Source organism: Streptococcus sp. HCA-5024 (genome assembly GCF_037890265.1).
GTDB lineage: Bacteria > Bacillota > Bacilli > Lactobacillales > Streptococcaceae > Streptococcus > Streptococcus lingualis.
On the sequence record NZ_JBBKBR010000002.1, the window covers coordinates 55,650 to 80,769 of the forward strand.

The window sequence follows — 25,120 nt, forward strand, 5'->3', positions numbered from 1 at the left end:
AGAGTTGAAATCTGCTATAATAGAGAGGACTATTTTCATTACTTGACTAGAAAGAGAATTGATATGACGACACTCATTGATGGGAAGGCGCTCGCTACAAAATTACAGGGTGAGATTGCAGAGAAAACAGCACGATTAAAAGAAGAGACAGGAGTTGTGCCTGGCCTCGTTGTCATCGTGGTAGGAGATAATCCAGCTAGCAAAATCTATGTAAGAAATAAAGAGCGTTCTGCTATTGCGGCAGGCTTTCGGAGTGAAGTGAGACGACTTCCTGAAAGCATCAGCCAAGCTGAATTATTAGAAGTGATCGAACACTACAATCAGGATCCCCTTTGGCATGGGATTTTGGTGCAGTTGCCACTGCCTAAGCATATCGATGCGGATGCAGTCCTTTTAGCGATTGACCCGGCAAAAGATGTGGATGGCTTTCATCCATTGAATATGGGACGCTTGTGGGCTGGAAATCCTATTATGGTGCCATCGACGCCTGCTGGGATCATGGAGATGTTCAAAGAGTACGGGATTGATCTAGAAGGGAAGCGAGCAGTCGTGATTGGTCGTTCCAATATCGTTGGAAAACCAATGGCGCAGTTGCTCCTCGCCAAAAATGCGACGGTAACCTTGACCCATTCCCGGACCCATCATCTGCCTAAAATTGCTAGAAGAGCAGATATCTTGGTTGTTGCGATCGGTCGTGCGAAATTTGTAACAGCAGACTTCGTGAAAGAAGGCGCCGTCGTTATTGACGTCGGAATGAATCGAGATGAGAATGGCAAATTGTGTGGGGATGTCGATTTTGACTCCGTTGCCCCTTTGGCCAGTCATATTACCCCGGTACCAGGAGGGGTTGGGCCTATGACCGTCACCATGCTGATGGAGCAGACCTACGAAGCAGCTGTTCGTGCCTTAAAAAAATGAAAGTGTGAACAAGATGAAGTTTGTATTTGATTTAGATGGAACCCTGTCATTCGATGGTGTCACAATCGATGATGAAATCAAACAGGTCTTATTGAGAGCAGAAGAATTTGGTCATGAAGTCGCCTTTGCTTCTGCACGTTCTTACCGGGACTGCTTGGGTCTTTTAGGGGACCCATTGAGTCAGCAACTCGTGATAGGCTTAAATGGTGGATTGGCCTATCGCCAGGGGCAATTGGTATATGAGGAACAATTGGACAAGGATGTGTATCGGGAAGTCCTTGGCTTTTGCCGCCATTACAATCTACCATTTTTTGTGGATGATACCTTTGATTATAGCGGACAGATTTTGGAAAAAATTCCTTTTGTTGCTAATGTAGATCCCCTCAAGAAAGCCCAGTATCGTTCGTTAGAGGAGCTGACAGATCCGATTAAGGTTGTGATCTATATGGGTGGCCATGAGGAGCTCGTGGATGAGATCATCGAGCGAATCGAAAAGACAGACAAGGCCCATATCCGCTATCATGCGCATGAAAAATGCATCTATCTCAATCCAGCAGATACGCATAAAGCAACAACCGTAGAAGAACTCTGTGGAGAGAATTTCGTGGCTTTTGGCAATGATCAAAATGATATCGAGCTCTTTGAAAAAGCTCTTTATGCAGTTCAGATTGGTGATTTTCCAGCCCTTCAGCCTTATGCGGATGATCAATTGGTAGCCAAACAAAATCAACCACAAGCTGTAGCTGCTAAGATCTTGCAAGTCTTTGCAGAATTCAGAGGAAAATAAAAGAAGGAGGGGGAGTCGTGGCTTCTCCTTTTTCGCTAGAAATGAGGAAGGTATGAGAATAGTTCAGAAAGAAGAGATTCAGCGTGTCATTGCAAAGCGAGAGGCGAATTCTTATAAGGGCGATTTTGGTCGCCTGCTCTTGATTGGAGGGACTTACCCTTATGGGGGAGCCATCATTATGGCGGCGCTTGCTGCGGTTCACAGTGGAGCAGGGCTGGTTACTGTCGCAACAGATCCTGATAATCTTACAGCCCTTCATAGCCATCTTCCTGAAGCCATGGGCTTTGATTTGGCAGATCACGAACTCCTTTGTGAGCAGCTCCAAAAAGCTAGCGTGATTCTCGTAGGACCGGGCTTAAATGAAGCAAGAGAAAACCAAGCAATCTTGCACATGATTTTTGAACAAGTCTCTAGCCAGCAGGTCTTGATCTTAGATGGAGGAGCTATTAGTCTTTTTGCAGCCTCTCAGTTTGAATTGCCAAAGGCTCTGTTGGTCTTTACCCCCCATCAAAAAGAATGGGAAAAACTGTCAGGGCTTGATCTAGCAAGCCAGACAGAAGGCAAGAGTCGAAGAGCAGTGCAGAACTTTCCTCAAGGGACTGTCATTGTAGAAAAAGGGCCACACACCCGCATTTGGACAAGTGGGCAAGATGAGGGCTATCAGCTAGATGTTGGTGGTCCCTATCAAGCAACAGGGGGTATGGGAGATACCTTGGCAGGGATGATCGCAGGATTTGCGGGTCAATTCCCACAGGTCAGTCTCTATGAGCGTGTGGTGGTTGCGACCTATCTCCATTCAGCCATTGCAGAAGACTTGAGCAAGGAGGTTTATGTGGTTCTACCGACGACCATTAGCCAGGAAATCCCAAAATGGATGAAGAAGTGGAGTGACCAAGACCAGGTTGCCAGCACTGAAAATAGAAAATAGGTAAAAAAGATGAAGGAAAGCATTCGGAAAGCAAATCAGTATATCGATGAAAACAGGGAGAAGGTCAACCAGCAATATCGAGGAGCATTTCATTTGTTACCTCCAATCGGCTGGATGAACGATCCAAATGGCTTTGTTTATTTCCGTGGGGAATACCATTTGTTTTACCAATTCTATCCCTATGATAGTGTTTGGGGTCCCATGCATTGGGGGCATGCCAAATCAAAAGATCTTCTCCATTGGGAAGAACTGCCAGTAGCTTTAGCACCAAGTGAAAGCTATGATAAGGATGGTTGTTTCTCGGGTAGTGCTATCGTGAAAGATGACAAGCTCTATTTGCTGTATACGGGTCATGTAGACGATGAGGAAAAGCGCGAGGAGACTCAGTGTCTTGCGGTGTCGACAGACGGCATTACCTTTGAAAAATTGCCTACTAATCCAGTGATCCATGCTCAACATATTGAGGGGATCGCAGATATTGCAGATTTTCGTGATCCTAAAGTATTTGAATACCAAGGAAGCTATTACGCTGTCGTTGCTTCTAAGACACCGGATGACAGAGGTCAAATTCTCCTATTTGCATCAAGTAATCTAGTAGATTGGACTTTTACATCAGTTCTTTTAAAAGGTGAAAAAGGGCAAGGAATTATGTGGGAGTGTCCTGATTTCTTCCCTTTAGATGGCAAATGGGTCTTGATCCTGTCTCCCATTGAAATGGAAAGGCAGCAAGAAAAATACTGGAACTTAAATTCGACGGTTTCCTTTATCGGTGACATGAATTGGGAAACGGGGCACTTTCGTGTTGATTCCTATGATGAAATGGATGGTGGTATGGATTTCTATGCCCCTCAAACTTGTCAAGGACCAAATGGCGAACGATACATGGTTGCCTGGATGCAAATGTGGCACCGTTCCATCCCTAGTCATGATTTAGCTCATAGGTGGGCAGGTAGTATGACTCTTCCAAGAAAATTGTCCTTGAAAGACGGACGATTGGTTCAGGAGTTACCTGAGTCAGTGAAAGAACACTTTCTTGTAAAGCATTTTCCAGAAACCATTGTTAAGGGAAATCAGATCACGATCCCAGCTAGAGAGAAACAAACCTTGTTTGAACTAGATGCCAAACCGGGTCGCTCCTTTATCCTTGGATATGGTGATGAAACTGATCCTGATTGTGTCTTGCAATTGATTTACGACGCCTCTCAAAAACGCTTTAGCTTGAGTCGAGACCAATTTGGGCACCCCATTTCTGGAAAAGAAGATCCAGCATTTCAATCGAGATGGATTCAGTTGGATGCTGAAAAGGATCATCATTTTTCAATCATTCGCGATACCAACTCCATCGAAGTATTCGTGGATGGTAAAACTCTCTCGATGACTTTTTATGAAACGAGTCAAAATCCCGTCTATACCCTCACGGCAGATGAAGGGGTTGATTGGGTCGTGAAAACCTATCAAAAATAGGATACAAAAGCCTCCTAAAGAAAAAAAGACAAGTTCTATGACTTGTCTTTTTTTCTTTACGAGAGGACAGAAGCGAGGAGTCCTCCCAGAATGAGGATGATAGCCCCGCTCAGTCGGTTGGCCATTTGGGCGAAGGCGATCATTTCCATACGATCAGATGCGGAGAGAACAGCGATATTTCCGGTTCCTCCCATCGAGTTATTGATCATACCAGATCCGATAGCAGTCTCCACTGGATACAATCCAACCAGTTTTCCGATCACAGCAGATGCAAGCCCCATAGCTAGAACAGATGTCAAGCTTAGGAGAATGAATTGCCAGGTCATCGCCTTAGCGAGAGTTGAAAGGTCAATCAAGGAAAGACCGATCCCAGCTAGGACTGCATGGGTGAGGTTGGTCATAATGACTTGGTTGAACATGACCACACAGTTTTCCAAAGGTTTTGGGACAGCATTGAAAGCTTTCAGGATAAAGACGATGATAATCATGAAGGCATAACTGTGGATTTTTGGAACAAAGGCATTGCAGATGACCCCGAGAAGAAAAATACTAAAGGCAAACATCATTCCAACTCCGATTTGGGTCGGATCAAGGGTGAGTTTTTCTTTTTTCAATTCATCTTTATTGACGGGAATCAAGACACCGTGACCATTGTAAGGACTGTCTGCAAAGATTTTGACGATCAAAACAGCTCCAATGATGGCAAGGATATTACCAAGTGTAGTAGCGGGTGCCAATTGAGAGAAGATGGCTGCTTGGCTTCCGTGGAGATTGGCAGCGTAGATCTTTGAAAGAGGCAGGATTCCAGCTCCCATTCCTCCGACCATTTGTGGGAAGGAAACATAGAGAATCGAATGTCCAAATCCTTGTCCCAAAAGGGTTCCAACGATCCCAACAGAGAGAGCACCAATGACCATGGTGACCAAGGAAACAGGAATAAAGCGAGCGGAAGCTTTTACCAAGAGATTGCGATTCATCCCTAGAATAGCCCCACAAATCAAGGCTGCGATATAAAAATCCAGAAAGCCAAAGGAATCTCCCAAAAAGCCCTTGGTAGCTGTGATGATGTTTGCCGGAATAACATGGAAGGTCGCTAGAAGAGTAGCTCCTAGTAAGGTGAAGACGGATCCTCCACCTAGGTAAGAATTCATAATTGGCAGTTTCTCACCGATAAAGTAGAGAAGATGTCCCATGACGACCAAAAGGAGGGTTAGTCCAAGCATATTGAGTGGGAGTTTCCCCATAGCAATCGTCACCGAAAGAACGATGACGATGAATGCATATAGAGGAAGACTGACACCGGAAATTTTGATTTCATTCAATTTTTTCATGGTTGTTCAGTCAGCTCCTTATTAGTATTTAGGATACCATTTAAGGTCACGTACAGCTTTGGCCATATCTGTTTCTTTAGCTTGTGCAAGCCCTTGTTCTTGAGCTTTCTTGGCAACAGCTTCAGCCACCTTGATAGACACGTCAGCTACATATTGGAATGGTGGAAGGACTGGCGCACCTGGTTGACCTGGATTGACAATACCTGACAATGAGTGAGCAGCTGCCCCGATCATTTCATCTGTCAACAATTTAGCTTCAGAGGCCAACATACCAAGACCAAGACCTGGGTAGATCAAAGCGTTATTGGCTTGACCGATTTCGTAGTCCACACCTTTGTAGCTGATGGTTCCTGAAGGGACACCGGTAGCGACAAAGGCTTTACCGTCTGACCATTCGATAACTTGTTGGGCTGTTGCTTCCAATTTCTTGGTTGGGTTAGAAATTGGGAAGATAACTGGGCGTTCAGTGTTTTCACACATGGCTTCAACCACTTCTTTAGTGAAGGCACCTGGGTTTGTAGAAGTTCCGACCAAGATTGTTGGTTTCACTGTTTTGATCACTTCAAGAAGATTGGTCATATCGTCTTTACCTTCGAAGTCAGCACGTTTTTTAGCAAATGGTTTTTGAGCTGGCGTCAAATCTTCCATATCGTCAAACAAAAGACCTTGTTTATCGATCATGAAGAAACGTTTGTAAGCTTCTTCTGGAGAAAGTCCTTCAGCAACCATTTCAGCGTGAACACGGTCTGCGATACCAGCACCAGCAGAACCACCACCATAGCAAAGGTAAACTTGGTCTGTCAATTTTTCACCAGTGATATCCATCGCTCCAAAGATACCACCCAAGACAACGATCCCAGTTCCTTGAATATCATCGTTGAAAGTTGGAATTTCTTTCTTGTAACGGTTCAAGATATCAGCCGCATTTGAACGACCAAAGTCTTCCCAGTGAAGGTACAATTTAGGGAAAAGTTTTCCAGCTGTTTGAACGAATTGATCGATAAAGGCATCGTATTTTTCACCACGAACACGTTCATGACGGTTCCCCAGATACATTGGATTGTTTAACAATTCTTCACGGTTGGTACCAGCATCGATGACAAGAGGCATAACGCAAGCTGGATCAATTCCGGCTGCAGCCGTGTAGACCATGAGTTTTCCGACAGAGATGTCAACCCCTTGGACACCCCAGTCACCAATACCGAGGATTCCTTCTGCGTCAGTTGCAACGATCAAGCGGATATCGCGATCGCCAGCCGCATTTTTCAACGTTTCTTCGATATTTTCTGGGTGGTTAATATCAAGGTAAGCGGCATATTGTGGGTCTACAAATAGTTCAGAATATTGTTCAATGGTGTCTGCGATCACTGGATCATAGACGATTGGGTTGAACTCAACGATGTGATGGTTAAAGAGGTAGTAGAAAAGAGTACGGTTTGTATTGAAAATTTCCATCAAGAAAAGACGTTTTTCAAGGTCTGATGGTTTGCGCAAGAAATGTTGATAAGCTTGTTCAGCTTGTTCTTCGATGCTTTGAACATAGGGAGGAAGAAGACCGATCAGGCCAAGTTCTTTACGTTCTTCCATTGTGAAAGCAGTTCCTTTATTTAAGAAAGGATTGTTTAAAATTTCATGTGATTTCATTGCGAAATACTCCTCATAAATAATTTATCTGTAAGATTTTTTCTCACGCAAGCCATTATAGTCTTCGGTAATTCTTATAGTCAACTTCCCTTGTCCTTATAAAAAAATTTTATAAGTAAGAGTTTTGTGTTAGAATGAAGGAAATGGAAATTGTAGAAATAGAGGGATAGAGATGAATATCCGAGACTTGGAATATTTTTATCAACTGTCGAAATTAAAGTCTTATACAGATGTGGCGCATTATTTTCAAGTGAGTCAACCGACTGTGACTTATGCCATCAAGCGTTTAGAGGATCACTATGCTTGCCAGTTGGTAGAAAAATCGTCTTCAAATCGTGTCTTGCACCTAACTCAGCCGGGGAAGGTTTTAGCCAATCACGCGCGAGAAGTTTTAATCGAAATCGAAAAGACAGAAAAAGCTGTTGAACGCAGTAAAAAGAATCTGTTGCGCATTGGACTACCGCCATTGATCACTAGCGATATCATGAAAAAATTTGGGACACATGATGAAGAGCTTGAGATTTTTCGTCAATCGCAATTGGTGCAATTAGGTTCCAGGGATTTGATGCGATTGTTGGTGCGTGGTGATTTAGATTTTAGTCTATTGGGAAGCTTAGAGCCTATCTCGCACGCGCATTTGACCAGTCAGCTTCTGTATAAAAAAGAATTTTTTGTGATTGTTTCAAAGGATCATCCACTAGCAAATCGCAAGGAAATTTCTTTTAAAGAGGTGTTAGAGGAGACCTTCATTCTGTTAGATGAGCATCATGTCCACATGACGGCTTTTAAACGCTTAAATGCTCGCTTTGATGATTTGGCCCAGTCTACTGTTGTCTTGACCGATTCCAACTTGGTCTTGAGTTTCATCGAAGAAAATTTGGGAATTGGCCTCATGACCGATCTGACTCTCTTTCCAGAATATCCAAATCTTGTCAAAATTCCGCTGGTTGAAGAGGAAAAAACAGTCTTCTATATTAGTTATGCCTATCCAAATGAAGGGGAACCCCAAGCGCTTCTTAGCTCCTTTATTGAACGGTTGGAGAAGTGTGAAAAATAAGGAAGCGGGTGTCAAACAGACAAATAGAAAGTGTCTTGAATAAAATGAGGCTTGTAGAGAAAGGAAATTCATGATTTCGCTTTGTCTGCCAGCCTTTTTTGGTGTTTTTTGGTATAATTAAACTTGATCATATTCTGCAGAAAGGAGTTCCTATGTCCAACTATTTATCCGTATCAAGTTTGACCAAATATTTGAAATTAAAATTTGATAAGGATCCCTATTTGGAAAGGGTTTATCTGACAGGGCAGGTCTCCAATTTCCGAAAACGTCCCAACCACCAGTATTTTTCATTAAAGGATGAAAAAGCGGTTATTCAGGCGACGGTCTGGGCTGGGGTTTATCGAAGCTTTGGTTTTGAGCTAGAAGAAGGCATGAAGATCAACGTCATCGGTCGTATTCAGCTCTATGAGCCAAGTGGGAGTTATTCCATTGTCATTGAAAAGGCTGAACCAGATGGGGTAGGGGCCTTGGCCATCCAATTTGAGCAACTCAAGAAAAAGTTGACCGAAGAAGGTCTCTTTCAGGATCGGTGGAAGCAAGCTCTGCCACAATTTTCAAGAAAGATCGGGGTCATCACCAGTCAAAGTGGGGCCGTGATTCGCGATATTATCACAACGGTGAGCCGACGCTTCCCTGGTGTAGAGATTGTGCTCTACCCGACCAAGGTTCAGGGTGAAGGCGCATCTAGTGAGGTGGTTGCTAATATTCAAAGGGCCAACCAACGGGATGATTTGGATGTCTTGATTATCGGTCGTGGGGGTGGTTCGATTGAAGACCTCTGGGCCTTTAATGAAGAAGCAGTGGTGCGAGCCATTTTTGAATCGCGGATTCCGATTATCTCCAGTGTTGGACATGAGACAGATACGACTCTAGCCGATTTTGTAGCAGACCGACGAGCTGCTACTCCGACAGCCGCTGCTGAATTGGCCACTCCAGTAACCAAATTGGATCTCTTGTCTCATTTACAAAAGCAGGAGAACCGCATGGCAACAGCTATGTCCAATCGCTTGGCCTATAATCGTGAACGCTTGGCCAAATTAAGCCAATCGGTTATTTTTAGACAGCCTGAAAGACTCTATGATGGCTATCTGCAAAAGATTGACCAGTTGCAATTGCGATTGAAACAAAGCATGCGGGATTCTTATGGACAAGGGGCCAATCAACTGCAAGGTCTGCGTCATCGCCTAGAAGCCATGTCTCCTTTGCATCGCATCGAGCGCTACCAAGACCGCCTGCTCCAAGATAAGAGAATCTTAACCAACCGAATGGAACAAGTCCTAAAAGAGCAAAAGAACAAGGTACAAGGCTTATCAGAAGCCCTCTTGATGCTCGATACTAGTAGGATTATTGCGCGTGGCTATGCCATGGTTAAGCAAGACGATCAGGTTCTAGACTCGGTTGCGAAAGTAAAAGAAGGGGACCCGCTGTCACTCATCATGAGAGATGGCCAGTTAGAAGTAGAGGTAAAACATGTCGAAAGAAAAGAAATTTGAAGAAAACTTAGCAGATTTGGAAGCCATTGTCCAAAAATTGGAAAGTGGTGATGTGGCTTTAGAAGAAGCTATTACAGAATTCCAAAAAGGAATGAAGTTGTCAAAAGAATTGCAAGATACCTTGGATCAAGCAGAGAAAACCTTGGTCAAGGTCATGCAAGCAGATGGTACTGAAGCGGATCTAGCATGAGACAAGAAGAAAAACGAAATAGAGTAGAGCAAGCGGTTCGCTCTTTTTATGAGGAGAAAGCCGTTGCCCCCCATTTAGTGGAGTCGGTCCTGTATTCGATCCAGGCAGGTGGAAAACGCCTGCGCCCATTGCTCCTTCTAGAATTATTAGAGGCCTTTGGACAGGAATTGACGGAGGCTCACTTTCAAGTGGCAGGAGCTTTGGAGATGATCCATACAGGAAGCCTTATTCACGATGATCTGCCTGCCATGGACAATGATGATTACCGTCGGGGACAATTGACCAATCATAAGAAATTCGGAGAAGACCTGGCGATTTTAGCAGGGGATGCGCTTTTTCTCGATCCCTTTGGGATGATAGCTGCGAGTGCCCTTCCTGATGCGGTCAAGGTCTCTTTGATCCTTGAATTGTCGGATGCATCCGGAAGTCGTGGAATGGTAGCTGGCCAAGTCCTTGATATGGAAGGGGAGCACAAACAGCTAACTCTAGCAGAGTTGCAGACTATCCATGCCAATAAGACAGGACGCCTCCTTGCCTATCCTTTCATCGCAGCCGGTTTGATTTTAGAGTTGCAAGCAGACATTGGTCGGCTCTTAGAAAAAATCGGGAAAAAATTAGGCCTGGCTTTTCAAGTGCGGGATGATATTTTGGATTTGGTCGCTGATTTTGAAGCTTTGGGGAAGACCCCTCAAAAGGACTTGGTAGCTGAAAAATCGACCTATCCAGCCCTGTTGGGATTGGAAGAATCAAAAGCTTTGCTGACAAGTGAATTAGACGCTTGCGAGGACTTGTTGGATCAGATTACAGCTGCTTGCGACTTTGATCCGCGAGCGATCAAGAAATTAATAGAAGGATTACGAATAGATGGCTAAGGAAAGAGTGGATGTATTAGCCTATAAACAGGGCCTATTTGATACCCGCGAACAAGCCAAAAGAGGGGTGATGGCCGGTCTTGTCGTTGCCGTTATCAATGGTGAGCGCTTCGATAAACCGGGTGAAAAAATTGATGAAGCAACCGAGTTGAAATTAAAGGGTGAAAAGCTCAAATATGTCAGCCGGGGCGGTCTTAAATTAGAAAAAGCACTGAACCAATTTGGTTTATCTGTAGAGGGTAAAATTGCCATTGATATCGGAGCTTCTACAGGTGGCTTTACAGATGTCATGCTGCAAAACGGAGCCAGCCAGGTCTTTTCGGTGGATGTCGGGACCAATCAGTTGGCCTGGAAATTGCGCAATGATCCTCGAGTGGTCTCGATGGAACAGTTCAATTTCCGCTATGCCGAGCCAGATGATTTTGAAGCGACACCGAGCTTTGCGAGTATCGATGTCAGCTTTATTTCCTTGGACTTGATTCTGCCAGCCCTTCACCGGATTTTGGCAGAAAATGGACAAGTCGTGGCCTTGGTCAAACCTCAGTTTGAGGCAGGACGCGAACAGATCGGGAAAAATGGGATTATTAAGGATCCTAAGATTCATTTAGCCGTTCTTGAAAAGGTCGCTGCTTTTGCAGGGACACATGGCTTTGCGGTAATGGGAGTGGATTATTCCCCTATCCAAGGAGGCCATGGCAACATCGAATTTTTGATGTATCTAGAAAAAAAAGAAGAGAAAACAAAGCCAACTACAGAGCAGCTGGAGGCTGTTGTGGAGCTGGCACACAAGGAATTTAAACATGAAGAGTAAGAATATCAGATTAGAAAAAATTCGTCGTTTCATTCGCGATCATGAAGTGGGGACCCAAGAAGAGATCGTCGAACATTTGAAAGAAGAAGGCATCTCAGCAACCCAAGCGACGGTGTCACGGGATATCAAAGAATTGGGCATCGTAAAACGCCCTCTGAAAGACATGACCTATGTCTATGAATTGCCACGTAAGCACCACCAAGGGATCGGGATGATCGAAAGCAATATTTTATCTCATCGTCGCATGGGAGAATATGTCAATTTTACCATGGTTCCAGGGACTGCTCCTTTAGTCAAACGTCGCTTGCGGGAGATTTATAAGGAGCATATCTTTAGTATTGTTGCAGATGATGATACGATCTTGTTGATTGCTTATTCCGCACCAGAAGCAGAGAATATCCTCAAATCAATCTTTGGGTGGTAAGAGCCTATGCTATTAGAAATTTCGATTAAGAACTTTGCCATTATCGAAGAGATTTCCTTAAATTTTGAAAAGGGAATGACGGTACTGACAGGGGAAACAGGTGCAGGGAAATCCATCATTATCGATGCCATGAACATGATGCTGGGAAGCCGCGCAACGACCGATGTCATTCGACACGGAGCCCCAAAAGCAGAAATCGAAGGGCTCTTCACCGTTGAGAGCAATCGCCACTTGACGACTCTCTTTGAAGAGCAAGGACTAGAGTGGACCGATGAATTGATCATTCGCCGAGAGATCTTGCAAAATGGACGAAGTGTCAGCCGGATCAATGGTCAGATGGTGAATTTGTCTGTTTTAAAGGCGGTCGGGCAACATTTGGTGGATATCCATGGCCAGCATGATCAGGAAGAGCTGATGCGGCCCCAATTGCATATCGCTATGCTAGATGAATTTGGAGATGCAGCCTTTTTCCAAACCAAAGACGCTTATCGTCAGACCTTTGAAGATTACAAACGCCTGCGCAAACAAGTGGTGGAACTCCAGCGCAATCAGCAGGAAAACAAGGCCCGCATTGAGATGTTGGAGTTTCAAATTGCAGAGATTGAGGCAGCTGCCTTGGAAGTGGATGAGGACCTGCGTCTGGAGCAAGAACGCCAACGCCTGCTCAATCACAAGATGATTGCAGATACCCTAACCAATGCCTATACCATGCTGGATGCAGAAGAATTTTCGAGCCTCTCCAATGTGCGCTCAGCCATGAATGATCTGGAAAGCATTGAAGAATATGATCCCAGCTACAAAGAGCTCTCAGGCCAGTTATCGGAAACCTTCTATGCCCTTGAGGATATTACCAAGCGCTTAGAAGATGTGGTCGATGGTCTGGAGTTTGATGGCAATCGCCTCATGCAGGTGGAATCACGACTGGATTTGATCCACTCGATCACGCGCAAGTATGGTGGCCAAGTCAAGGATGTCTTGGAATACCTGGCGCAAATCACCAAAGAATATAGCCTCCTCACCGGAAGTGACCTCTCGTCTGAGGACTTGGAAAAAGAACTCAAACGTCTAGAAAAGAGCTTGGTCACCTTGGCTCAAGACTTGAGTGATCAGCGGCATGCCCTAGCCCAAGCCTTGGAAAATGAAATCCAGCAAGAATTGGCAGATCTCTACATGGACAAGGCGCGCTTCCAAGTGCGTTTTAGCAAGGCTAAGTTTAATCGTGAGGGAAATGAAGCTGTCGAATTTTACATTTCGACCAACCCAGGTGAGGACTTTAAACCCCTTGTCAAGGTAGCATCCGGCGGAGAATTGTCACGCTTGATGTTGGCTATTAAGTCGGCTTTTTCTCGAAAAGAAGGAAAAACTAGTATCGTCTTTGACGAGGTGGATACAGGGGTCTCTGGTCGCGTGGCTCAAGCCATCGCAGCGAAAATTCATAAGATTGGTCAAAATGGCCAAGTGCTTGCCATTTCTCACCTGCCTCAAGTCATCGCTGCAGCAGATTATCAATTCTATATTGAGAAAATCAGTGATGAACACTCAACTGTCTCTACTGTGCGTTTGCTCAATAGAGAAGAACGAATCGAAGAAATTGCCAAGATGCTGGCAGGAGAGGATCTAACGGAAGCTGCCCGTCAACAAGCAGAGCAACTTCTCAAGCGTTAAGAGAAAGAAGGTTTGAAACAATGTCAAGATACTTTGTAGTCGGAGATATTCACGGAAAAGCACAAATGCTAGAAGAGCTCATGACAGAGTGGGATGGAAAAGCTCAATTGGTCTTTTTAGGGGATTTGATAGATCGAGGCGAAAATGGCAAACGATCAATTGAAATCGTAAAGGACTACGTAGACCATCACGGAGCGGTTTGCCTTTCCGGGAATCACGAGTACATGTTTTTAGCCTGGTTGGACAATCCAGAAGAGCGTTATGACCACTACCGAAGAAATGGTGGCGATACGACCATCAACTCTCTGTTAGGCCGGCCACTCGATGCTCCTGTAGATGGCATTGCGGATGCGCAAGCAGTAGAAAATGCCGTTCCTGACTTGGTGGCCTTCATCCGTAGTTTGCCTTTTGACTACGAGACAGAGACCTATTATTTTGTCCACGCTGGTGTGGATCTAACCCTTGAAAATTGGCGAGAAACCAGTGATTACCAAAAGGTCTGGATCCGAAAACCATTCCATGAAGCGGAGAATCATACAGACAAATGGATCGTCTTTGGCCATACACCAGTCTATGGACTGCTCAATGAGCCAGTCGGCACCGAAAATCTTTGGATTTCAGATCAGAAGATGGGTGTCGATGGGGGCGCTGTCTTTGGTGGAGTCCTCCATGGATTGCTCTTGGATGATCAAGGCATTGTCCATGACCATGTCCTTCATAATACAGGTTTTTCTGCCGCAGACGACTGAGGAAGCAGGAATGGATATCTTTCACTGCAAAACCCCGTGTTTTTTGATATAATGAAAGCAGAACATTCTTAGGAAGAGTATAGAAATATATGGCAAATATTAAAATAGTTACAGACTCATCTATTACAATTGAGCCTGAAGTGGTTGAAGAATATGGCATCACCATTGTGCCACTTTCTGTTATGGTGGATGGAGTCCTTTATTCCGACAGTGAGTTGGGTGAGGGTGACTTCTTGCGCTTAATGCAGTCTAGCAAAAATCTTCCAAAGACCAGCCAACCACCCGTTGGAGTCTTTGCGGAAATTTATGAAAAACTAGCAGCAGACGGAGCTCATATCGTTTCAATTCATATGTCTCATGCCTTGTCAGGAACCGTAGAGGCGGCTCGCCAAGGGGCAACCTTGTCAGGGGCAGATGTGACCGTGATTGATAGTGGCTTTACAGACCAAGCTATGAAGTTCCAAGTGGTTGAGGCAGCTAAGTTGGCTAAAGAAGGAGCAGATCTAGACACCGTTTTAGCTCGTATTGAAGAAGTCAAAGAAAAGACAGAGTTGTATATCGGCGTATCTACCTTGGAAAATCTAGTTAAAGGTGGTCGGATTGGCCGTGTTACCGGACTTTTGAGCTCGCTTCTTAACATCCGTGTGGTGATGGAAATGAAGGACCATCAGTTGGAACCAATCGTCAAGGGCCGTGGAAACAAGACCTTTAAGAAATGGTTGGATGAATTGGTAGAGAAACTTTCCCATAGTAAGGTGGCTGAGATCGGGATTTCTTACGCAGGGACACCAGAGTGGGCCAATGAAATGAAGGCTCAGTTGCAATCTCTCGTTGAAAAAGCAATCCCTGTTCTCGAAACTGGATCGATTATTCAAACTCATACAGGTGAGAATGCATTTGCAGTTTTGGTGCGCTACGAATAAGCTGAATAAATGTTTGAAAAAACAGGTTTAGTACTTGACCTAAAGGCTTTTTTTAGATATTATAGTACTGTTAAGGCGTAAAGCCTAAAAAAATTTGGAGGATTTGTTAAATGGCTAACAAACAAGATTTGATCGCAAAAGTGGCAGAAGCTACAGAATTGACTAAAAAAGATTCAGCAGCAGCTGTTGACGCTGTATTCGCAGCAGTTTCAGAATACCTTTCAAAAGGTGAAAAAGTTCAATTGATCGGTTTCGGTAACTTCGAAGTTCGTGAACGTGCAGCTCGTAAAGGTCGCAACCCACAAACTGGTAAAGAAATCAAAATCGCAGCTTCTAAAGTTCCAGCATTCAAAGCTGGTAAAGCTCTTAAAGAAGCAGTTAAATAATTGCATTTTGAAAAGCCATCCTAGATTTCTAGGATGGTTTTTTTGTTGGACAGCTCTATAGGATAAGGGTATAATAGGAAAAAAGAAAGAGAGAAAAGACCATGCGATTCATTTTAGGCCTCTTTGCCTTGTTGTTTATCCGACCTATTTTGTATCTATTGAAAGGGCTGTGGTTCGTACTGGAATTTTGCTTTATGATCCTCGTGGTAAAAATGATCCTAGGAACCGTGCGCTGGATGACCAGTTGGATCGGTTGAGAGTAGATGAATCTATTTCAGGCTCGTGAATCAATGTCCCCTGGACATAAACTCGCTTTTCGGTTTTCAGGCTCATGAATCAATGTCCCCCGGACAAAAACTCGCTTTTCGGTTTTCAGGCTCATGAAAAAAATGTCCACCGGACATAAACTCGCTTTTCCATTTTCAGGCTCATGAAAAAAATGTCCACTGGACATAAACTCGCTCTTCCATTTTCAGGCTCATGAAAAAAATGTCCACTGGACATTTTTTTTAATTAAAAGCATTCTAAATAGTGATTTGTTTTGAAACATGATATAATAAGGGTAACGAATCGATTAAATCATATTGGAAAGGGGGGATCATAGTGAACGCATTGCATCGTCATGAAGAAGAGCGTGTGGAAGAAGTCTTGCAAAATTTGCGTGCTAAGGGCATTCGGATTACCGATACCCGCAGAGCAGTTCTTTCCTATTTAGTGGCGAGTCATGAACATCCAAGCGCTGAGAAGATCTATCGTGATTTATTGCCTCAGTTTCCAAGCATGAGTCTAGCAACTGTCTACAACAATATCAAGGTTTTAATTGATGAGGGTGTTGTTTCTGAGATCAAGGTTCGCAATGATACCACGACCTATTTTGATTTCATGGGGCATGACCATTTGAATGTGGTATGTGAAAAATGTGGTCGTATCGCAGATGTGGACATTGAAGTCCCAGATCTTCGCGAAGAAGCAGCCAGTCAAAGTGGTTACCAGATCACCAAGACTCAGATGACCGTCTATGGCATTTGCCCCGACTGTCAGAAAAATTAATGTGAGAGAAAGCAGAGCCGTCAGGCTCTTTTTTGTGAGAAATTGCACTTTTCTATGGTCGCCACTAGATTTTTTACTGAAAATCTAGTAGAATAAAATAGATAAACGGGGGAAACCTCGGAGAATAAAAAGGAGATCCATCTAATGGTAAAATTGGTTTTTGCTCGCCACGGTGAGTCTGAATGGAACAAAGCTAACCTTTTCACTGGTTGGGCTGATGTTGATTTGTCTGAAAAAGGTACACAACAAGCGATCGACGCTGGTAAATTGATCAAAGAAGCTGGTATCGAATTTGACCAAGCTTACACTTCAGTATTGAAACGTGCGATCAAAACTACTAACTTGGCTCTTGAAGCTTCTGACCAATTGTGGGTTCCAGTTGAAAAATCATGGCGCTTGAACGAACGTCACTACGGTGGTTTGACTGGTAAAAACAAAGCAGAAGCTGCTGAACAATTTGGTGATGAACAAGTTCACATCTGGCGTCGTTCTTACGATGTATTGCCTCCTGCAATGGACCGTGATGATGAACACTCAGCACACACTGACCGTCGTTATGCTTCACTTGACGATTCAGTGATTCCAGATGCTGAAAACTTGAAAGTTACTTTGGAACGTGCTCTTCCATTCTGGGAAGATAAAATCGCTCCAGCTCTTAAAGACGGTAAAAACGTATTCGTAGGAGCACACGGTAACTCAATCCGTGCTCTTGTTAAACACATCAAACAATTGTCAGACGACGAAATCATGGACGTGGAAATCCCTAACTTCCCACCATTGGTATTCGAATTTGACGAAAAATTGAACGTTGTAAAAGAATACTATCTTGGTAAGTAAGATAGCAGGATTCGTTATCAATCATAGAAAGCTGACTTCGGTCAGCTTTTTTGCTTGTCTTCCTTAGATCCTAGCTGGTTTTGGGTTTTCAGGGTCTCCTAAAAATGTTATAATAGAGTGTTACTAAATTGGGTTCCATTAGCCCTGAAAGGAAAAGAAAATGACAAAATCATTCTACATCACAACCCCTATCTATTACCCGTCAGGTAAATTGCATATTGGTTCAGCTTATACAACGATCGCCTGTGACGTCTTGGCACGTTACAAACGCATGATGAACTACGATGTCTTCTACCTAACTGGTCTCGATGAGCACGGTCAAAAGATCCAGCAGAAAGCAGAAGAAGCTGGGATTACGCCACAAGCTTATGTAGATGGGATGGCCGTTGGAGTGAAAGAACTCTGGCAATTACTCGATATCTCATATGATAAATTCATCCGTACGACAGACGACTACCATGAAAAAGTGGTGGCACAAGTCTTTGAACGCTTGCTTGCGCAAGACGACATTTACCTTGGTGAATACTCTGGTTGGTATTCAGTCTCTGATGAAGAGTTCTTTACAGAAAGCCAATTGGCTGAGGTTTTCCGTGATGAGAATGGCAAGGTCATCGGTGGGGTAGCCCCATCAGGCCACGAAGTAGAATGGGTTTCTGAAGAATCTTATTTCCTTCGTCTCAGCAAATACCAAGACCGCTTGGTTGAATTTTTCAAATCCCAACCAGACTTCATCACGCCAGATGTTCGTCTCAATGAAATGTTGAAAAACTTCATCGAGCCAGGCTTGGAAGATTTGGCAGTATCTCGGACTACCTTTACTTGGGGAGTCCCAGTTCCATCTAATCCAAAACACGTGGTCTATGTATGGATTGATGCCCTTCTCAACTATGTGACGGCTCTTGGTTACGGTCAAGAAGATCATGAAAACTTTGATAAATTCTGGAACGGAACCGTCTTCCACATGGTTGGAAAAGACATCCTTCGTTTCCACTCGATCTACTGGCCAATCCTTCTAATGATGTTGGATATCAAATTGCCAGAACGCTTGATTGCCCATGGTTGGTTTGTCATGAAAGACGGCAAGATGTCGAAGTCTAAAGGGAATGTCATCTATCCAGAAATGTTGGTGGAACGCTTCGGCTTGGATCCACTCCGTTACTACCTCATGCGTAGCCTTCCAGTTGGTTCTGATGGGACCTTCACACCAGAAGACTACGTGGCTCGTATCAACTATGAATTGGCCAATGACCTTGGAAACCTCCTTAACCGGACGGTAGCCATGATTAACAAATACTTTGGTGGTCAAGTTCCAGCTTATGTGGAAAATGTCACTGCATTTGATGCAGATTTGGCTAAGGTAGTTGAAGAAAACATCGCAGAATACCACAAGCAAATGAACGCGGTTGATTACCCACGCGCTTTGGAAGCCGTATGGAACATCATCTCTCGGACCAATAAGTACATCGATGAGACTGCTCCTTGGGTCCTCGCTAAAGAAGATGGGGACAAGGAACAATTGGCAGCGGTCATGGCTCACTTAGCGGCTAGCCTTCGTGTTGTGGCTCACTTGATCCAACCATTCATGATGAACACCTCAAATGCCATCATGGAACAACTTGGCTTGGGCTTGGACTTCGATCTTGAAAACTTGACCCTAGCAGGTTTCCCTGAAAATGTCACAGTGGTTGCCAAAGGAACTCCAATCTTCCCACGTCTCGACATGGAAGAAGAAATTGCCTACATCCAATCTCAAATGACTGCTGGAAAACCAAAAGAAAAAGAATGGATTCCAGAAGAAGTGGAACTCAAGTCTGAAAAAGACGAGATCAAATTTGAAGACTTTGACAAGGTTGAAATCCGTGTAGCAGAAGTCAAAGAAGTGGAACGCGTCGAAGGATCAGACAAACTGCTTCGCTTCCGCCTAGACGCAGGAGATGGCGAAGACCGTCAAATCCTCTCTGGTATCGCGAAATTCTATCCAAATGAACAAGAATTGGTCGGTAAAAAACTTCAAATCGTGGCCAACCTTAAACCACGTAAGATGATGAAGAAATATGTCAGCCAAGGCATGATTCTTTCCGCAGAACACGGAGATCAATTAACAGTCTTAACAGTTGATCCATCTGTTCCAAATGGAAGCATCATCGGCTAAACGAAAGATATATGAAAAGCACTCCGGTGGGAGTGCTTTTGTTGTATATGAGACAGCCATTCAAGGCTGTTTCCACTATTGTTTTAGCTAGTAAATACTACTTATCTAGAATTTAAAATATTTATATATCCATTGACAAAATTATCTCCATGTAGGATAATTTAGATATAGATTTTGTTTTATCTATAGAATTATTTGAAGAAAAATTTAGGAGATTTGTTATGGCTTTTTGGGATGATATTGTCAAGGGAGCTGGCGATATTGCAAATGGGACTTTAAAAGTTGTTGGAGATGGAGTGAATGCTACAACGAAAATTGTTGGGGACGGAGTGAATGCTACAACGAAAATTATTGGAGATGGATTTAACACAACAACTAAAGTTGTAGGTGATATCGCAAATAGTACTTCAAAAGAAATCGGTAAAGCATTTAATGGTGCAAAAGAGAAAATTAACGATAGACCAGAAGATATGGCTATTAAGGTATTAGAGCAAGTTGCTAAAATACCAGTTGTTAAAGTTGATCGAAATCAATTTCTTATGGATAAGTTTGGAAAAGGATTGAGTAGAGATCAGGTGAATCAACTACTATTAGACGGTCCAGTAAACATGGTTGACAAAGAACGATTGGATAAAGTTGCGAAAACATGTATTATGGATAATGTATTGATGGCAAGCGGAGCATCTGTATTAGCGGGATTACCAGGAGGAGTTGCTATGGCAATTACAATTCCTGCTGATGTTGCACAATATTATGCGATGTCTTTAAAATTAGCTCAAGAGCTGGGTTATATTTATGGTTTCCAATATTTATGGTCTGAAAAAGATAAGCTAACAGAAGAGGCACAAGATACATTGTTACTATACTTGGGAATTATGTTGGGTGTATCAGGAGCTGCTGCAATTTTACGTGCAGGTGGAGTAGCGATTGGAAAACAGGCTTTAAAATCAATTCCTCAAAAAGCTTTAACTAAAACGATGTATTATCCAATTTTGAAAAAAGTTCTAAAAATCTTTGGAATTAGTCTTACTAAAGGGACTTTTGCAAAAGGGGTTTCTAAAGTATTACCAGTTGTTTCAGGTGTGATCTCAGGCGGAATGACATTTGCTACTATGAAACCTATGGGAGAGAACTTGCAAAAAGAACTTTCTAAGATGATTAATTATGATACAAAACAATATGAACAAGATCTTGAATCGATTCGTAAAGAAGCTGAAGTTATAGAAGAGTAAATTTATAAAACTGGTTAAGTGCGAATGAATATGATAACTTAAATAATCGATAAGATTTAGTGTTATTAAACAGACCACTATAGAACAAAAGCACTCCCACGGGAGTGCTTTTGTTGTGTCGATACTTATCCTATTCATCTGGCCGGTATTCTAGGATATCTCCTGGCTGGCAGTCGAGTTCTTTGCAGATGGCTTCAAGGGTGGTGAAGCGGATGGCTTTGGCCTTGCCGGTTTTGAGGATGGAGAGGTTGGCTGTGGTGATGCCGATTTTGTCAGCTAGCTCATTGGATTTCATCTTTCGCTTGGCCAGCATGACATCTAGATTGACGATAATCATGGTCCCCTCCTTAAATGGTCAGCTCATTTTCTTCTGCGATCTCAATCCCTCTCTCTAAAATTTTGCCAAGGACCCATACAATTGGAACGGCAAGGAGAAGCCCTGTGTTAAAGGTAAATTGGAAAGTGAAGGGAAGGAGATAAGCATTTCCACTGGTTTCAAGTGTGCCAGACATAAAGGATAAGACCAAGAGAATCTTCCAAGCTCGGTTGCAAAGAGCAATGTTGGAGTGAGAAAAGATCTTTTCTTGGTAGAGATTTTGGAGGAAGCTGCGAATGGTGATGAGAAGGTAAATATAGATAGCGCTTGAGGCTAGTGGGAAGAGCAGCTGCCAGAGAGGTTGTGGATGTTTGGGGAAGAGCTGGATGCCATTCACATCAAAGGACAAGCGACCTGATTGAATGAGATCTTTAAAAAGCCCCATGCGGGAAAGCAGGTGGACGACCAGTGCGGCCACGGTTATAAAGCCACAGAAGTAAATGAAAGCCGTTAAGACTTCAATGATATCTTTTAAGGTTTTTGAGTTTTTCATCGCAAGCCTCCTTGAAGTTTATTTATTTTTCACTTATAGTATACTCCTTATAAAAAATAAGTCAATAAAAAAGTATCGAAAAACAATAAAAAAATTCTTTTTTACGATGATTTTAAAAATATTTTACAAAAAGTATATATTTTTAAATAAAAAGTATATACTTTTTAAAATTTCTGTGTTATAATGAATTCATAAAAGAAAACAATTAATTCATTCAAGGAGGCAAATCTAATGAAAAAAGGTTTGTTAGGATTAGGAGCTGCAACTCTTGCAACTCTATTATTAGTGGGATGCTCAAATGGAGAGTCTAAGGATAGCGGGAAAGAAACCATTACTTTCATCAACCATCGGACAGACTGGGAAACAAATGGAAAATGGGATGAATACATTAAACAATTTAATGAAAAAAATCCTGATATCAAAATTGAGGTCCAAACGATCACAGACTATGCGGGTCAAGTTAAAACTCGTATGAATAGTGATGATTATGGGGATATCCTAATGATTCCATCTGACATTAAACCTCAAGATTATAAGAACTTCTTTGAACCACTTGGTAAAAAAGATGAACTTTCTAAAAAATACCTTGGGATGAATGATCGCTCCTATGACGGTATCAGTTATGGTATTCCAAGTCAAATGAATGCGACTGGTTTGGTCGTAAACATGAAAGTCTTCAAAGATGCAGGTGTAAAAGAATTTCCAAAAACTCCTGAAGACTTTGTAAAAGCACTGAAAAAAGTTAAAGAGCATAATTCAGAAGTAACACCATTGTATACCAACTATGCAGCTGGATGGACATTAACCAACTGGGACTTTGTAAAAGCTGGTGCTGCAGGTGATGCAGACTTCACAAACAAATTGACGACAGACAAAGCTCCGTTTGAAGATGGTAAAGTCATGAACACCATCTATAACACCTTGTATACTGTCAGCAAAGAAAAATTGATTGAAGCTGATCCGACAACTTCAGATTGGGAACAATCAAAAGTTGATCTTGCAAACGGTAAGATTGGGGTTATGGTTTTAGGTAGCTGGGCAATTCCACAGGTACAGCAAGCCAATCCTGATAATGCAAAAGATATCCAATATATGGCCTTCCCTATGACGGCTCCTGATGGCAAACAATACATGACAGTTACAGGAGATTACAACTATGGTATTAATAAGCATAGTAAACACAAAGAAGCAGCTCGTAAATTCTTGGATTGGTTGGTGAATGAATCTGACTACGCTAAGGACAATGGTGGTCTCCCAACTGTGAAAGGTGCGGATTATCCAGCATCATTGAAAGCAAGTCAAAAAGCTGGTGTTCAATTGCTTGAAGAAAATCCAGCTCCAGCAGGAAAAGAATCCTTGTTTAGTGATATCAATGATGAATCACAATTAGGTATTGGTTCTACAGATAAAGAAAAACAACGTATCATCGATGCTGCTATTGGAAACTCAAAAGAAAGCTTTGATGATATTATGAAAGACTTTAACAAACGCTGGTCAGAAGCGATTGAAAAGGTTTCACAAAAATAGGATGATCACCAGCTGGCAGAGAAAGACGAAATAAGAGTTTGACCCTGTCAGCTTTTGATTTGGAGGAAGAATATGTTTAAAAGTACATCAAAAAGAGATCGAGAAAAACGGTTGATTATCTTTGCCTTTACGATTATTCCAGTCGCATTGATTTTGACGTTTTCTTACTACCCTCTCTTCAAAATGTTCCAATATAGCTTGCAAGATTGGAACGGCTATAGCACAAATGCTAAGTATGTTGGTTTTGAAAACTATAAAACGGTTTTAACCAATCCAAATTACTTTACTGTATTTAAAACCAGTTTGTATTACTTCATTGCAACCTTTTTCCAATTAGCAGTAGCTCTATTGTTCGCGACCATTCTTTCTTTCAAAGTGAAATTTGCGAATTTGTGGAAAGGAATTCTTTTCTTCCCTTATCTACTAAATGGGGTAGCTATTGGTTTCATTTTCCTTTATTTCTTTAAAGGAAACGGAACCTTGGATACAGTGTTGAAAGCTATCGGATTGGGAGATCAAATCCATCTCTGGCTTGGTGATCGTTCGATCAACAATATTTCTCTAGCCTTTACCTCTGTATGGCGCTATACTGGATTTAACTTCTTGGTCTTCTTAGGAGCGATTCAATCTATCAATCCAGAAGTTTATGAGGCGGCAGAGATTGATGGTGCAAACCGTTGGGATCAGTTCCGTTATATCATTGTCCCTAGTATCCGCAATATCATTTTCTTAAATATTATTTTGGGTGTCAGCGGATCATTAAGCGTATTTGATATCCCTTATATCATGACTGGTGGATCAAATGGAACAACGACCTTTGTGATTCAAACCATTGATACGGCCTTCAAATACAATAAAGTGGGACTGGCATCTGCAATGGCAATTATTCTCCTTGTGATTGTGATTGTTGTCTCGCTCGTTCAAAAAATGGCAACGAATGAAAGGAAGTAAGGAATGAAACAGAAAGTCTCGATAGGGAAGGTCCTTCAATATGTGATTTTGGTGGCAGGAGCCATTGTGGCCCTTCTTCCAATCCTAGTGGTCTTTATTGGATCTTTTAAAACAAACAAAGAATTCCTAAGCAGTGGAGTTTTGGATTTGCCAAAATCATTTGATTTTTCAAATTACAAAACAGCCTTTGTGAATGGCCAAATGCTCTTAGGATTTAAAAACACCTTGTTTATCTTTGTGGTGAGTATGGTTGGGAAATTGACCCTCGCTTCTATGTTTGCTTATGCGATGAGTCGATTTGAGTTCAAGTTGAAAAAACCCATTTTGATGCTCTTTGTTTTGGCTATGTTGATTCCAGGGATCACCAGCCAGGTAGCAACCTTCCAAATCATTAATGGTCTTGGACTATTTAACAAAATCTGGTCAGTTATCCTCTTGAACTTGGGAACAGATGTCATTTCTGTTTATGTATTCTTACAATACTTGGATGAGATTCCTGTTTCCCTTGATGAATCGGCATTTTTAGATGGTGCTAGCTACTTTGGAATCTTCTGGAGAATTATTCTTCCAAACTTAAAAGCACCAATCGTAACCATGTTAATTATCAGTGGAGTCGGTGTCTACAATGACTTCTATAGCCCCTTCTTGTACATGCCAGACCGCAAATTAAAAGTTATTTCAACAGCCTTGTTTGCCTTCAAGGGGCCTTATGGGACAAACTGGCCAGTCATCTTGGCAGGGGTTGTGATTGTCATCCTTCCAATTTTAATCGTCTTCTTATCCCTTCAGAAATATATTTACAATGGGGTTTCTGGGGCTGTTAAGTAGGAGAAACTTCATCTTAGAAAAGGAAATCAAGT

Annotated in this window: 25 protein-coding genes; 21 read left to right on the top strand and 4 right to left on the bottom strand. The window is 42.6% G+C overall.

Annotation, left to right across the window (positions count from 1 at the left end):
* The first annotated feature begins 63 nt into the window (after positions 1-63).
* Genes WKT08_RS03920 through WKT08_RS03935 form a run of 4 tightly spaced genes read left to right on the top strand, consistent with a single transcriptional unit; the run spans position 64 to position 4,097 of the window.
* On the top strand, positions 64-918 hold the full coding sequence (locus WKT08_RS03920; RefSeq protein ID WP_041826248.1) for a bifunctional methylenetetrahydrofolate dehydrogenase/methenyltetrahydrofolate cyclohydrolase: 855 nt from the start codon (positions 64-66) through the stop codon (positions 916-918).
* A gap of 13 nt (positions 919-931) precedes the next feature.
* A complete protein-coding gene (locus tag WKT08_RS03925; RefSeq protein ID WP_049487481.1) occupies positions 932-1,705 on the top strand; it encodes an HAD-IIB family hydrolase in 774 nt (257 codons plus the stop codon).
* A gap of 52 nt (positions 1,706-1,757) precedes the next feature.
* Positions 1,758-2,633 carry an NAD(P)H-hydrate dehydratase gene (locus WKT08_RS03930; RefSeq protein ID WP_340280210.1) on the top strand — a complete coding sequence of 292 codons (876 nt, stop codon included), beginning with the start codon at positions 1,758-1,760 and terminating at the stop codon, positions 2,631-2,633.
* 9 nt (positions 2,634-2,642) lie between these two features.
* Positions 2,643-4,097: a glycoside hydrolase family 32 protein gene (locus WKT08_RS03935; RefSeq protein WP_340280213.1), complete on the top strand. Its 1,455-nt coding sequence runs from the start codon at positions 2,643-2,645 to the stop codon at positions 4,095-4,097.
* Between the two features lie 56 nt (positions 4,098-4,153).
* On the opposite strand, the gene WKT08_RS03940 is transcribed toward WKT08_RS03935, so the two are convergent.
* Positions 4,154-5,428, bottom strand: a complete 1,275-nt coding sequence (locus WKT08_RS03940) for a 2-hydroxycarboxylate transporter family protein (RefSeq protein ID WP_340280216.1) — start codon at positions 5,426-5,428, stop codon at positions 4,154-4,156.
* Positions 5,429-5,449: 21 nt separating this feature from the next.
* Positions 5,450-7,072 (bottom strand): malolactic enzyme, encoded by a 1,623-nt coding sequence (locus tag WKT08_RS03945; RefSeq protein ID WP_340280219.1) that lies wholly within the window; start codon positions 7,070-7,072, stop codon positions 5,450-5,452.
* Between the two features lie 172 nt (positions 7,073-7,244).
* Here WKT08_RS03945 and WKT08_RS03950 point away from each other — a divergent pair, with 172 nt between their 5' ends.
* The 14 genes from WKT08_RS03950 to WKT08_RS04015 all read left to right on the top strand — a co-directional run bounded on the left by WKT08_RS03950 (position 7,245) and on the right by WKT08_RS04015 (position 20,913).
* Positions 7,245-8,129, top strand: a complete 885-nt coding sequence (locus WKT08_RS03950) for a LysR family transcriptional regulator (protein ID WP_049522599.1) — start codon at positions 7,245-7,247, stop codon at positions 8,127-8,129.
* Positions 8,130-8,281: 152 nt separating this feature from the next.
* Positions 8,282-9,622, top strand: a complete 1,341-nt coding sequence (gene xseA / locus WKT08_RS03955; RefSeq protein WP_340280224.1) for an exodeoxyribonuclease VII large subunit — start codon at positions 8,282-8,284, stop codon at positions 9,620-9,622.
* Positions 9,600-9,812: an exodeoxyribonuclease VII small subunit gene (locus WKT08_RS03960; protein ID WP_003006013.1), complete on the top strand. Its 213-nt coding sequence runs from the start codon at positions 9,600-9,602 to the stop codon at positions 9,810-9,812. The genes xseA and WKT08_RS03960 overlap by 23 nt, the downstream gene beginning before the upstream one ends.
* A complete protein-coding gene (locus WKT08_RS03965; protein ID WP_340280229.1) occupies positions 9,809-10,684 on the top strand; it encodes a polyprenyl synthetase family protein in 876 nt (291 codons plus the stop codon). Before WKT08_RS03960 ends, WKT08_RS03965 begins: the two co-directional genes overlap by 4 nt.
* Positions 10,677-11,495: a TlyA family RNA methyltransferase gene (locus WKT08_RS03970; RefSeq protein ID WP_013903231.1), complete on the top strand. Its 819-nt coding sequence runs from the start codon at positions 10,677-10,679 to the stop codon at positions 11,493-11,495. Before WKT08_RS03965 ends, WKT08_RS03970 begins: the two co-directional genes overlap by 8 nt.
* Positions 11,485-11,919, top strand: coding sequence for an arginine repressor (locus tag WKT08_RS03975; protein ID WP_003006022.1), 435 nt, complete (start codon positions 11,485-11,487; stop codon positions 11,917-11,919). The genes WKT08_RS03970 and WKT08_RS03975 overlap by 11 nt, the downstream gene beginning before the upstream one ends.
* Before the next feature lie 6 nt (positions 11,920-11,925).
* Positions 11,926-13,584 (top strand): DNA repair protein RecN, encoded by a 1,659-nt coding sequence (gene recN, locus WKT08_RS03980; RefSeq protein ID WP_340280233.1) that lies wholly within the window; start codon positions 11,926-11,928, stop codon positions 13,582-13,584.
* Between the two features lie 20 nt (positions 13,585-13,604).
* Positions 13,605-14,333 (top strand): metallophosphoesterase, encoded by a 729-nt coding sequence (locus tag WKT08_RS03985; RefSeq protein ID WP_340280235.1) that lies wholly within the window; start codon positions 13,605-13,607, stop codon positions 14,331-14,333.
* An 89-nt stretch (positions 14,334-14,422) separates the two neighbouring features.
* Positions 14,423-15,256 (top strand): DegV family protein, encoded by an 834-nt coding sequence (locus WKT08_RS03990; protein WP_045759182.1) that lies wholly within the window; start codon positions 14,423-14,425, stop codon positions 15,254-15,256.
* 110 nt (positions 15,257-15,366) lie between these two features.
* Positions 15,367-15,642 carry an HU family DNA-binding protein gene (locus WKT08_RS03995; RefSeq protein ID WP_003006038.1) on the top strand — a complete coding sequence of 92 codons (276 nt, stop codon included), beginning with the start codon at positions 15,367-15,369 and terminating at the stop codon, positions 15,640-15,642.
* Positions 15,643-16,245: 603 nt separating this feature from the next.
* On the top strand, positions 16,246-16,692 hold the full coding sequence (locus WKT08_RS04000) for a Fur family transcriptional regulator (protein WP_003006041.1): 447 nt from the start codon (positions 16,246-16,248) through the stop codon (positions 16,690-16,692).
* A 144-nt stretch (positions 16,693-16,836) separates the two neighbouring features.
* Positions 16,837-17,529: a phosphoglycerate mutase gene (locus WKT08_RS04005; RefSeq protein WP_003012031.1), complete on the top strand. Its 693-nt coding sequence runs from the start codon at positions 16,837-16,839 to the stop codon at positions 17,527-17,529.
* A 160-nt stretch (positions 17,530-17,689) separates the two neighbouring features.
* The gene (gene metG, locus WKT08_RS04010) at positions 17,690-19,681 is read left to right on the top strand and encodes a methionine--tRNA ligase (RefSeq protein WP_340280240.1); all 1,992 of its coding nucleotides are present in this window, start codon (positions 17,690-17,692) and stop codon (positions 19,679-19,681) included.
* Positions 19,682-20,151: 470 nt separating this feature from the next.
* Positions 20,152-20,913 carry a hypothetical protein gene (locus WKT08_RS04015; protein ID WP_037614230.1) on the top strand — a complete coding sequence of 254 codons (762 nt, stop codon included), beginning with the start codon at positions 20,152-20,154 and terminating at the stop codon, positions 20,911-20,913.
* A 130-nt stretch (positions 20,914-21,043) separates the two neighbouring features.
* Here WKT08_RS04015 and WKT08_RS04020 read toward each other — a convergent pair whose 3' ends face one another.
* The gene (locus tag WKT08_RS04020) at positions 21,044-21,250 is read right to left on the bottom strand and encodes a helix-turn-helix domain-containing protein (protein ID WP_003006064.1); all 207 of its coding nucleotides are present in this window, start codon (positions 21,248-21,250) and stop codon (positions 21,044-21,046) included.
* A 10-nt stretch (positions 21,251-21,260) separates the two neighbouring features.
* Complete coding sequence (locus tag WKT08_RS04025; protein ID WP_340280243.1) at positions 21,261-21,782, bottom strand: DUF2975 domain-containing protein; 522 nt, start codon at positions 21,780-21,782, stop codon at positions 21,261-21,263.
* A gap of 231 nt (positions 21,783-22,013) precedes the next feature.
* Between WKT08_RS04025 and WKT08_RS04030 the strand changes: the two genes are divergently transcribed.
* The 3 genes from WKT08_RS04030 (at position 22,014) to WKT08_RS04040 (ending at position 25,088) form a co-directional block, all read left to right on the top strand.
* The gene (locus WKT08_RS04030; protein ID WP_070659967.1) at positions 22,014-23,309 is read left to right on the top strand and encodes an ABC transporter substrate-binding protein; all 1,296 of its coding nucleotides are present in this window, start codon (positions 22,014-22,016) and stop codon (positions 23,307-23,309) included.
* 72 nt (positions 23,310-23,381) lie between these two features.
* Entirely contained in the window at positions 23,382-24,260 is an 879-nt protein-coding gene (locus WKT08_RS04035; protein ID WP_070659970.1) for a carbohydrate ABC transporter permease, read from the top strand.
* A 3-nt stretch (positions 24,261-24,263) separates the two neighbouring features.
* Positions 24,264-25,088, top strand: a complete 825-nt coding sequence (locus tag WKT08_RS04040) for a carbohydrate ABC transporter permease (protein ID WP_070659973.1) — start codon at positions 24,264-24,266, stop codon at positions 25,086-25,088.
* Positions 25,089-25,120 lie beyond the last annotated feature (32 nt).

What these genes read in the sequence shown, in the direction of transcription:
- WKT08_RS03920 (WP_041826248.1), top strand. Translation starts at nt 64, where the DNA reads ATGACGACACTCATTGATGGGAAGGCGCTCGCTACAAAATTACAGGGT.
- WKT08_RS03925 (WP_049487481.1), top strand. Translation starts at nt 932, where the DNA reads ATGAAGTTTGTATTTGATTTAGATGGAACCCTGTCATTCGATGGTGTC.
- WKT08_RS03930 (WP_340280210.1), top strand. Translation starts at nt 1,758, where the DNA reads ATGAGAATAGTTCAGAAAGAAGAGATTCAGCGTGTCATTGCAAAGCGA.
- WKT08_RS03935 (WP_340280213.1), top strand. Translation starts at nt 2,643, where the DNA reads ATGAAGGAAAGCATTCGGAAAGCAAATCAGTATATCGATGAAAACAGG.
- WKT08_RS03940 (WP_340280216.1), bottom strand. Translation starts at nt 5,428, where the DNA reads ATGAAAAAATTGAATGAAATCAAAATTTCCGGTGTCAGTCTTCCTCTA.
- WKT08_RS03945 (WP_340280219.1), bottom strand. Translation starts at nt 7,072, where the DNA reads ATGAAATCACATGAAATTTTAAACAATCCTTTCTTAAATAAAGGAACT.
- WKT08_RS03950 (WP_049522599.1), top strand. Translation starts at nt 7,245, where the DNA reads ATGAATATCCGAGACTTGGAATATTTTTATCAACTGTCGAAATTAAAG.
- xseA (WP_340280224.1), top strand. Translation starts at nt 8,282, where the DNA reads ATGTCCAACTATTTATCCGTATCAAGTTTGACCAAATATTTGAAATTA.
- WKT08_RS03960 (WP_003006013.1), top strand. Translation starts at nt 9,600, where the DNA reads ATGTCGAAAGAAAAGAAATTTGAAGAAAACTTAGCAGATTTGGAAGCC.
- WKT08_RS03965 (WP_340280229.1), top strand. Translation starts at nt 9,809, where the DNA reads ATGAGACAAGAAGAAAAACGAAATAGAGTAGAGCAAGCGGTTCGCTCT.
- WKT08_RS03970 (WP_013903231.1), top strand. Translation starts at nt 10,677, where the DNA reads ATGGCTAAGGAAAGAGTGGATGTATTAGCCTATAAACAGGGCCTATTT.
- WKT08_RS03975 (WP_003006022.1), top strand. Translation starts at nt 11,485, where the DNA reads ATGAAGAGTAAGAATATCAGATTAGAAAAAATTCGTCGTTTCATTCGC.
- recN (WP_340280233.1), top strand. Translation starts at nt 11,926, where the DNA reads ATGCTATTAGAAATTTCGATTAAGAACTTTGCCATTATCGAAGAGATT.
- WKT08_RS03985 (WP_340280235.1), top strand. Translation starts at nt 13,605, where the DNA reads ATGTCAAGATACTTTGTAGTCGGAGATATTCACGGAAAAGCACAAATG.
- WKT08_RS03990 (WP_045759182.1), top strand. Translation starts at nt 14,423, where the DNA reads ATGGCAAATATTAAAATAGTTACAGACTCATCTATTACAATTGAGCCT.
- WKT08_RS03995 (WP_003006038.1), top strand. Translation starts at nt 15,367, where the DNA reads ATGGCTAACAAACAAGATTTGATCGCAAAAGTGGCAGAAGCTACAGAA.
- WKT08_RS04005 (WP_003012031.1), top strand. Translation starts at nt 16,837, where the DNA reads ATGGTAAAATTGGTTTTTGCTCGCCACGGTGAGTCTGAATGGAACAAA.
- metG (WP_340280240.1), top strand. Translation starts at nt 17,690, where the DNA reads ATGACAAAATCATTCTACATCACAACCCCTATCTATTACCCGTCAGGT.
- WKT08_RS04015 (WP_037614230.1), top strand. Translation starts at nt 20,152, where the DNA reads ATGGCTATTAAGGTATTAGAGCAAGTTGCTAAAATACCAGTTGTTAAA.
- WKT08_RS04020 (WP_003006064.1), bottom strand. Translation starts at nt 21,250, where the DNA reads ATGATTATCGTCAATCTAGATGTCATGCTGGCCAAGCGAAAGATGAAA.
- WKT08_RS04025 (WP_340280243.1), bottom strand. Translation starts at nt 21,782, where the DNA reads ATGAAAAACTCAAAAACCTTAAAAGATATCATTGAAGTCTTAACGGCT.
- WKT08_RS04030 (WP_070659967.1), top strand. Translation starts at nt 22,014, where the DNA reads ATGAAAAAAGGTTTGTTAGGATTAGGAGCTGCAACTCTTGCAACTCTA.
- WKT08_RS04035 (WP_070659970.1), top strand. Translation starts at nt 23,382, where the DNA reads ATGTTTAAAAGTACATCAAAAAGAGATCGAGAAAAACGGTTGATTATC.
- WKT08_RS04040 (WP_070659973.1), top strand. Translation starts at nt 24,264, where the DNA reads ATGAAACAGAAAGTCTCGATAGGGAAGGTCCTTCAATATGTGATTTTG.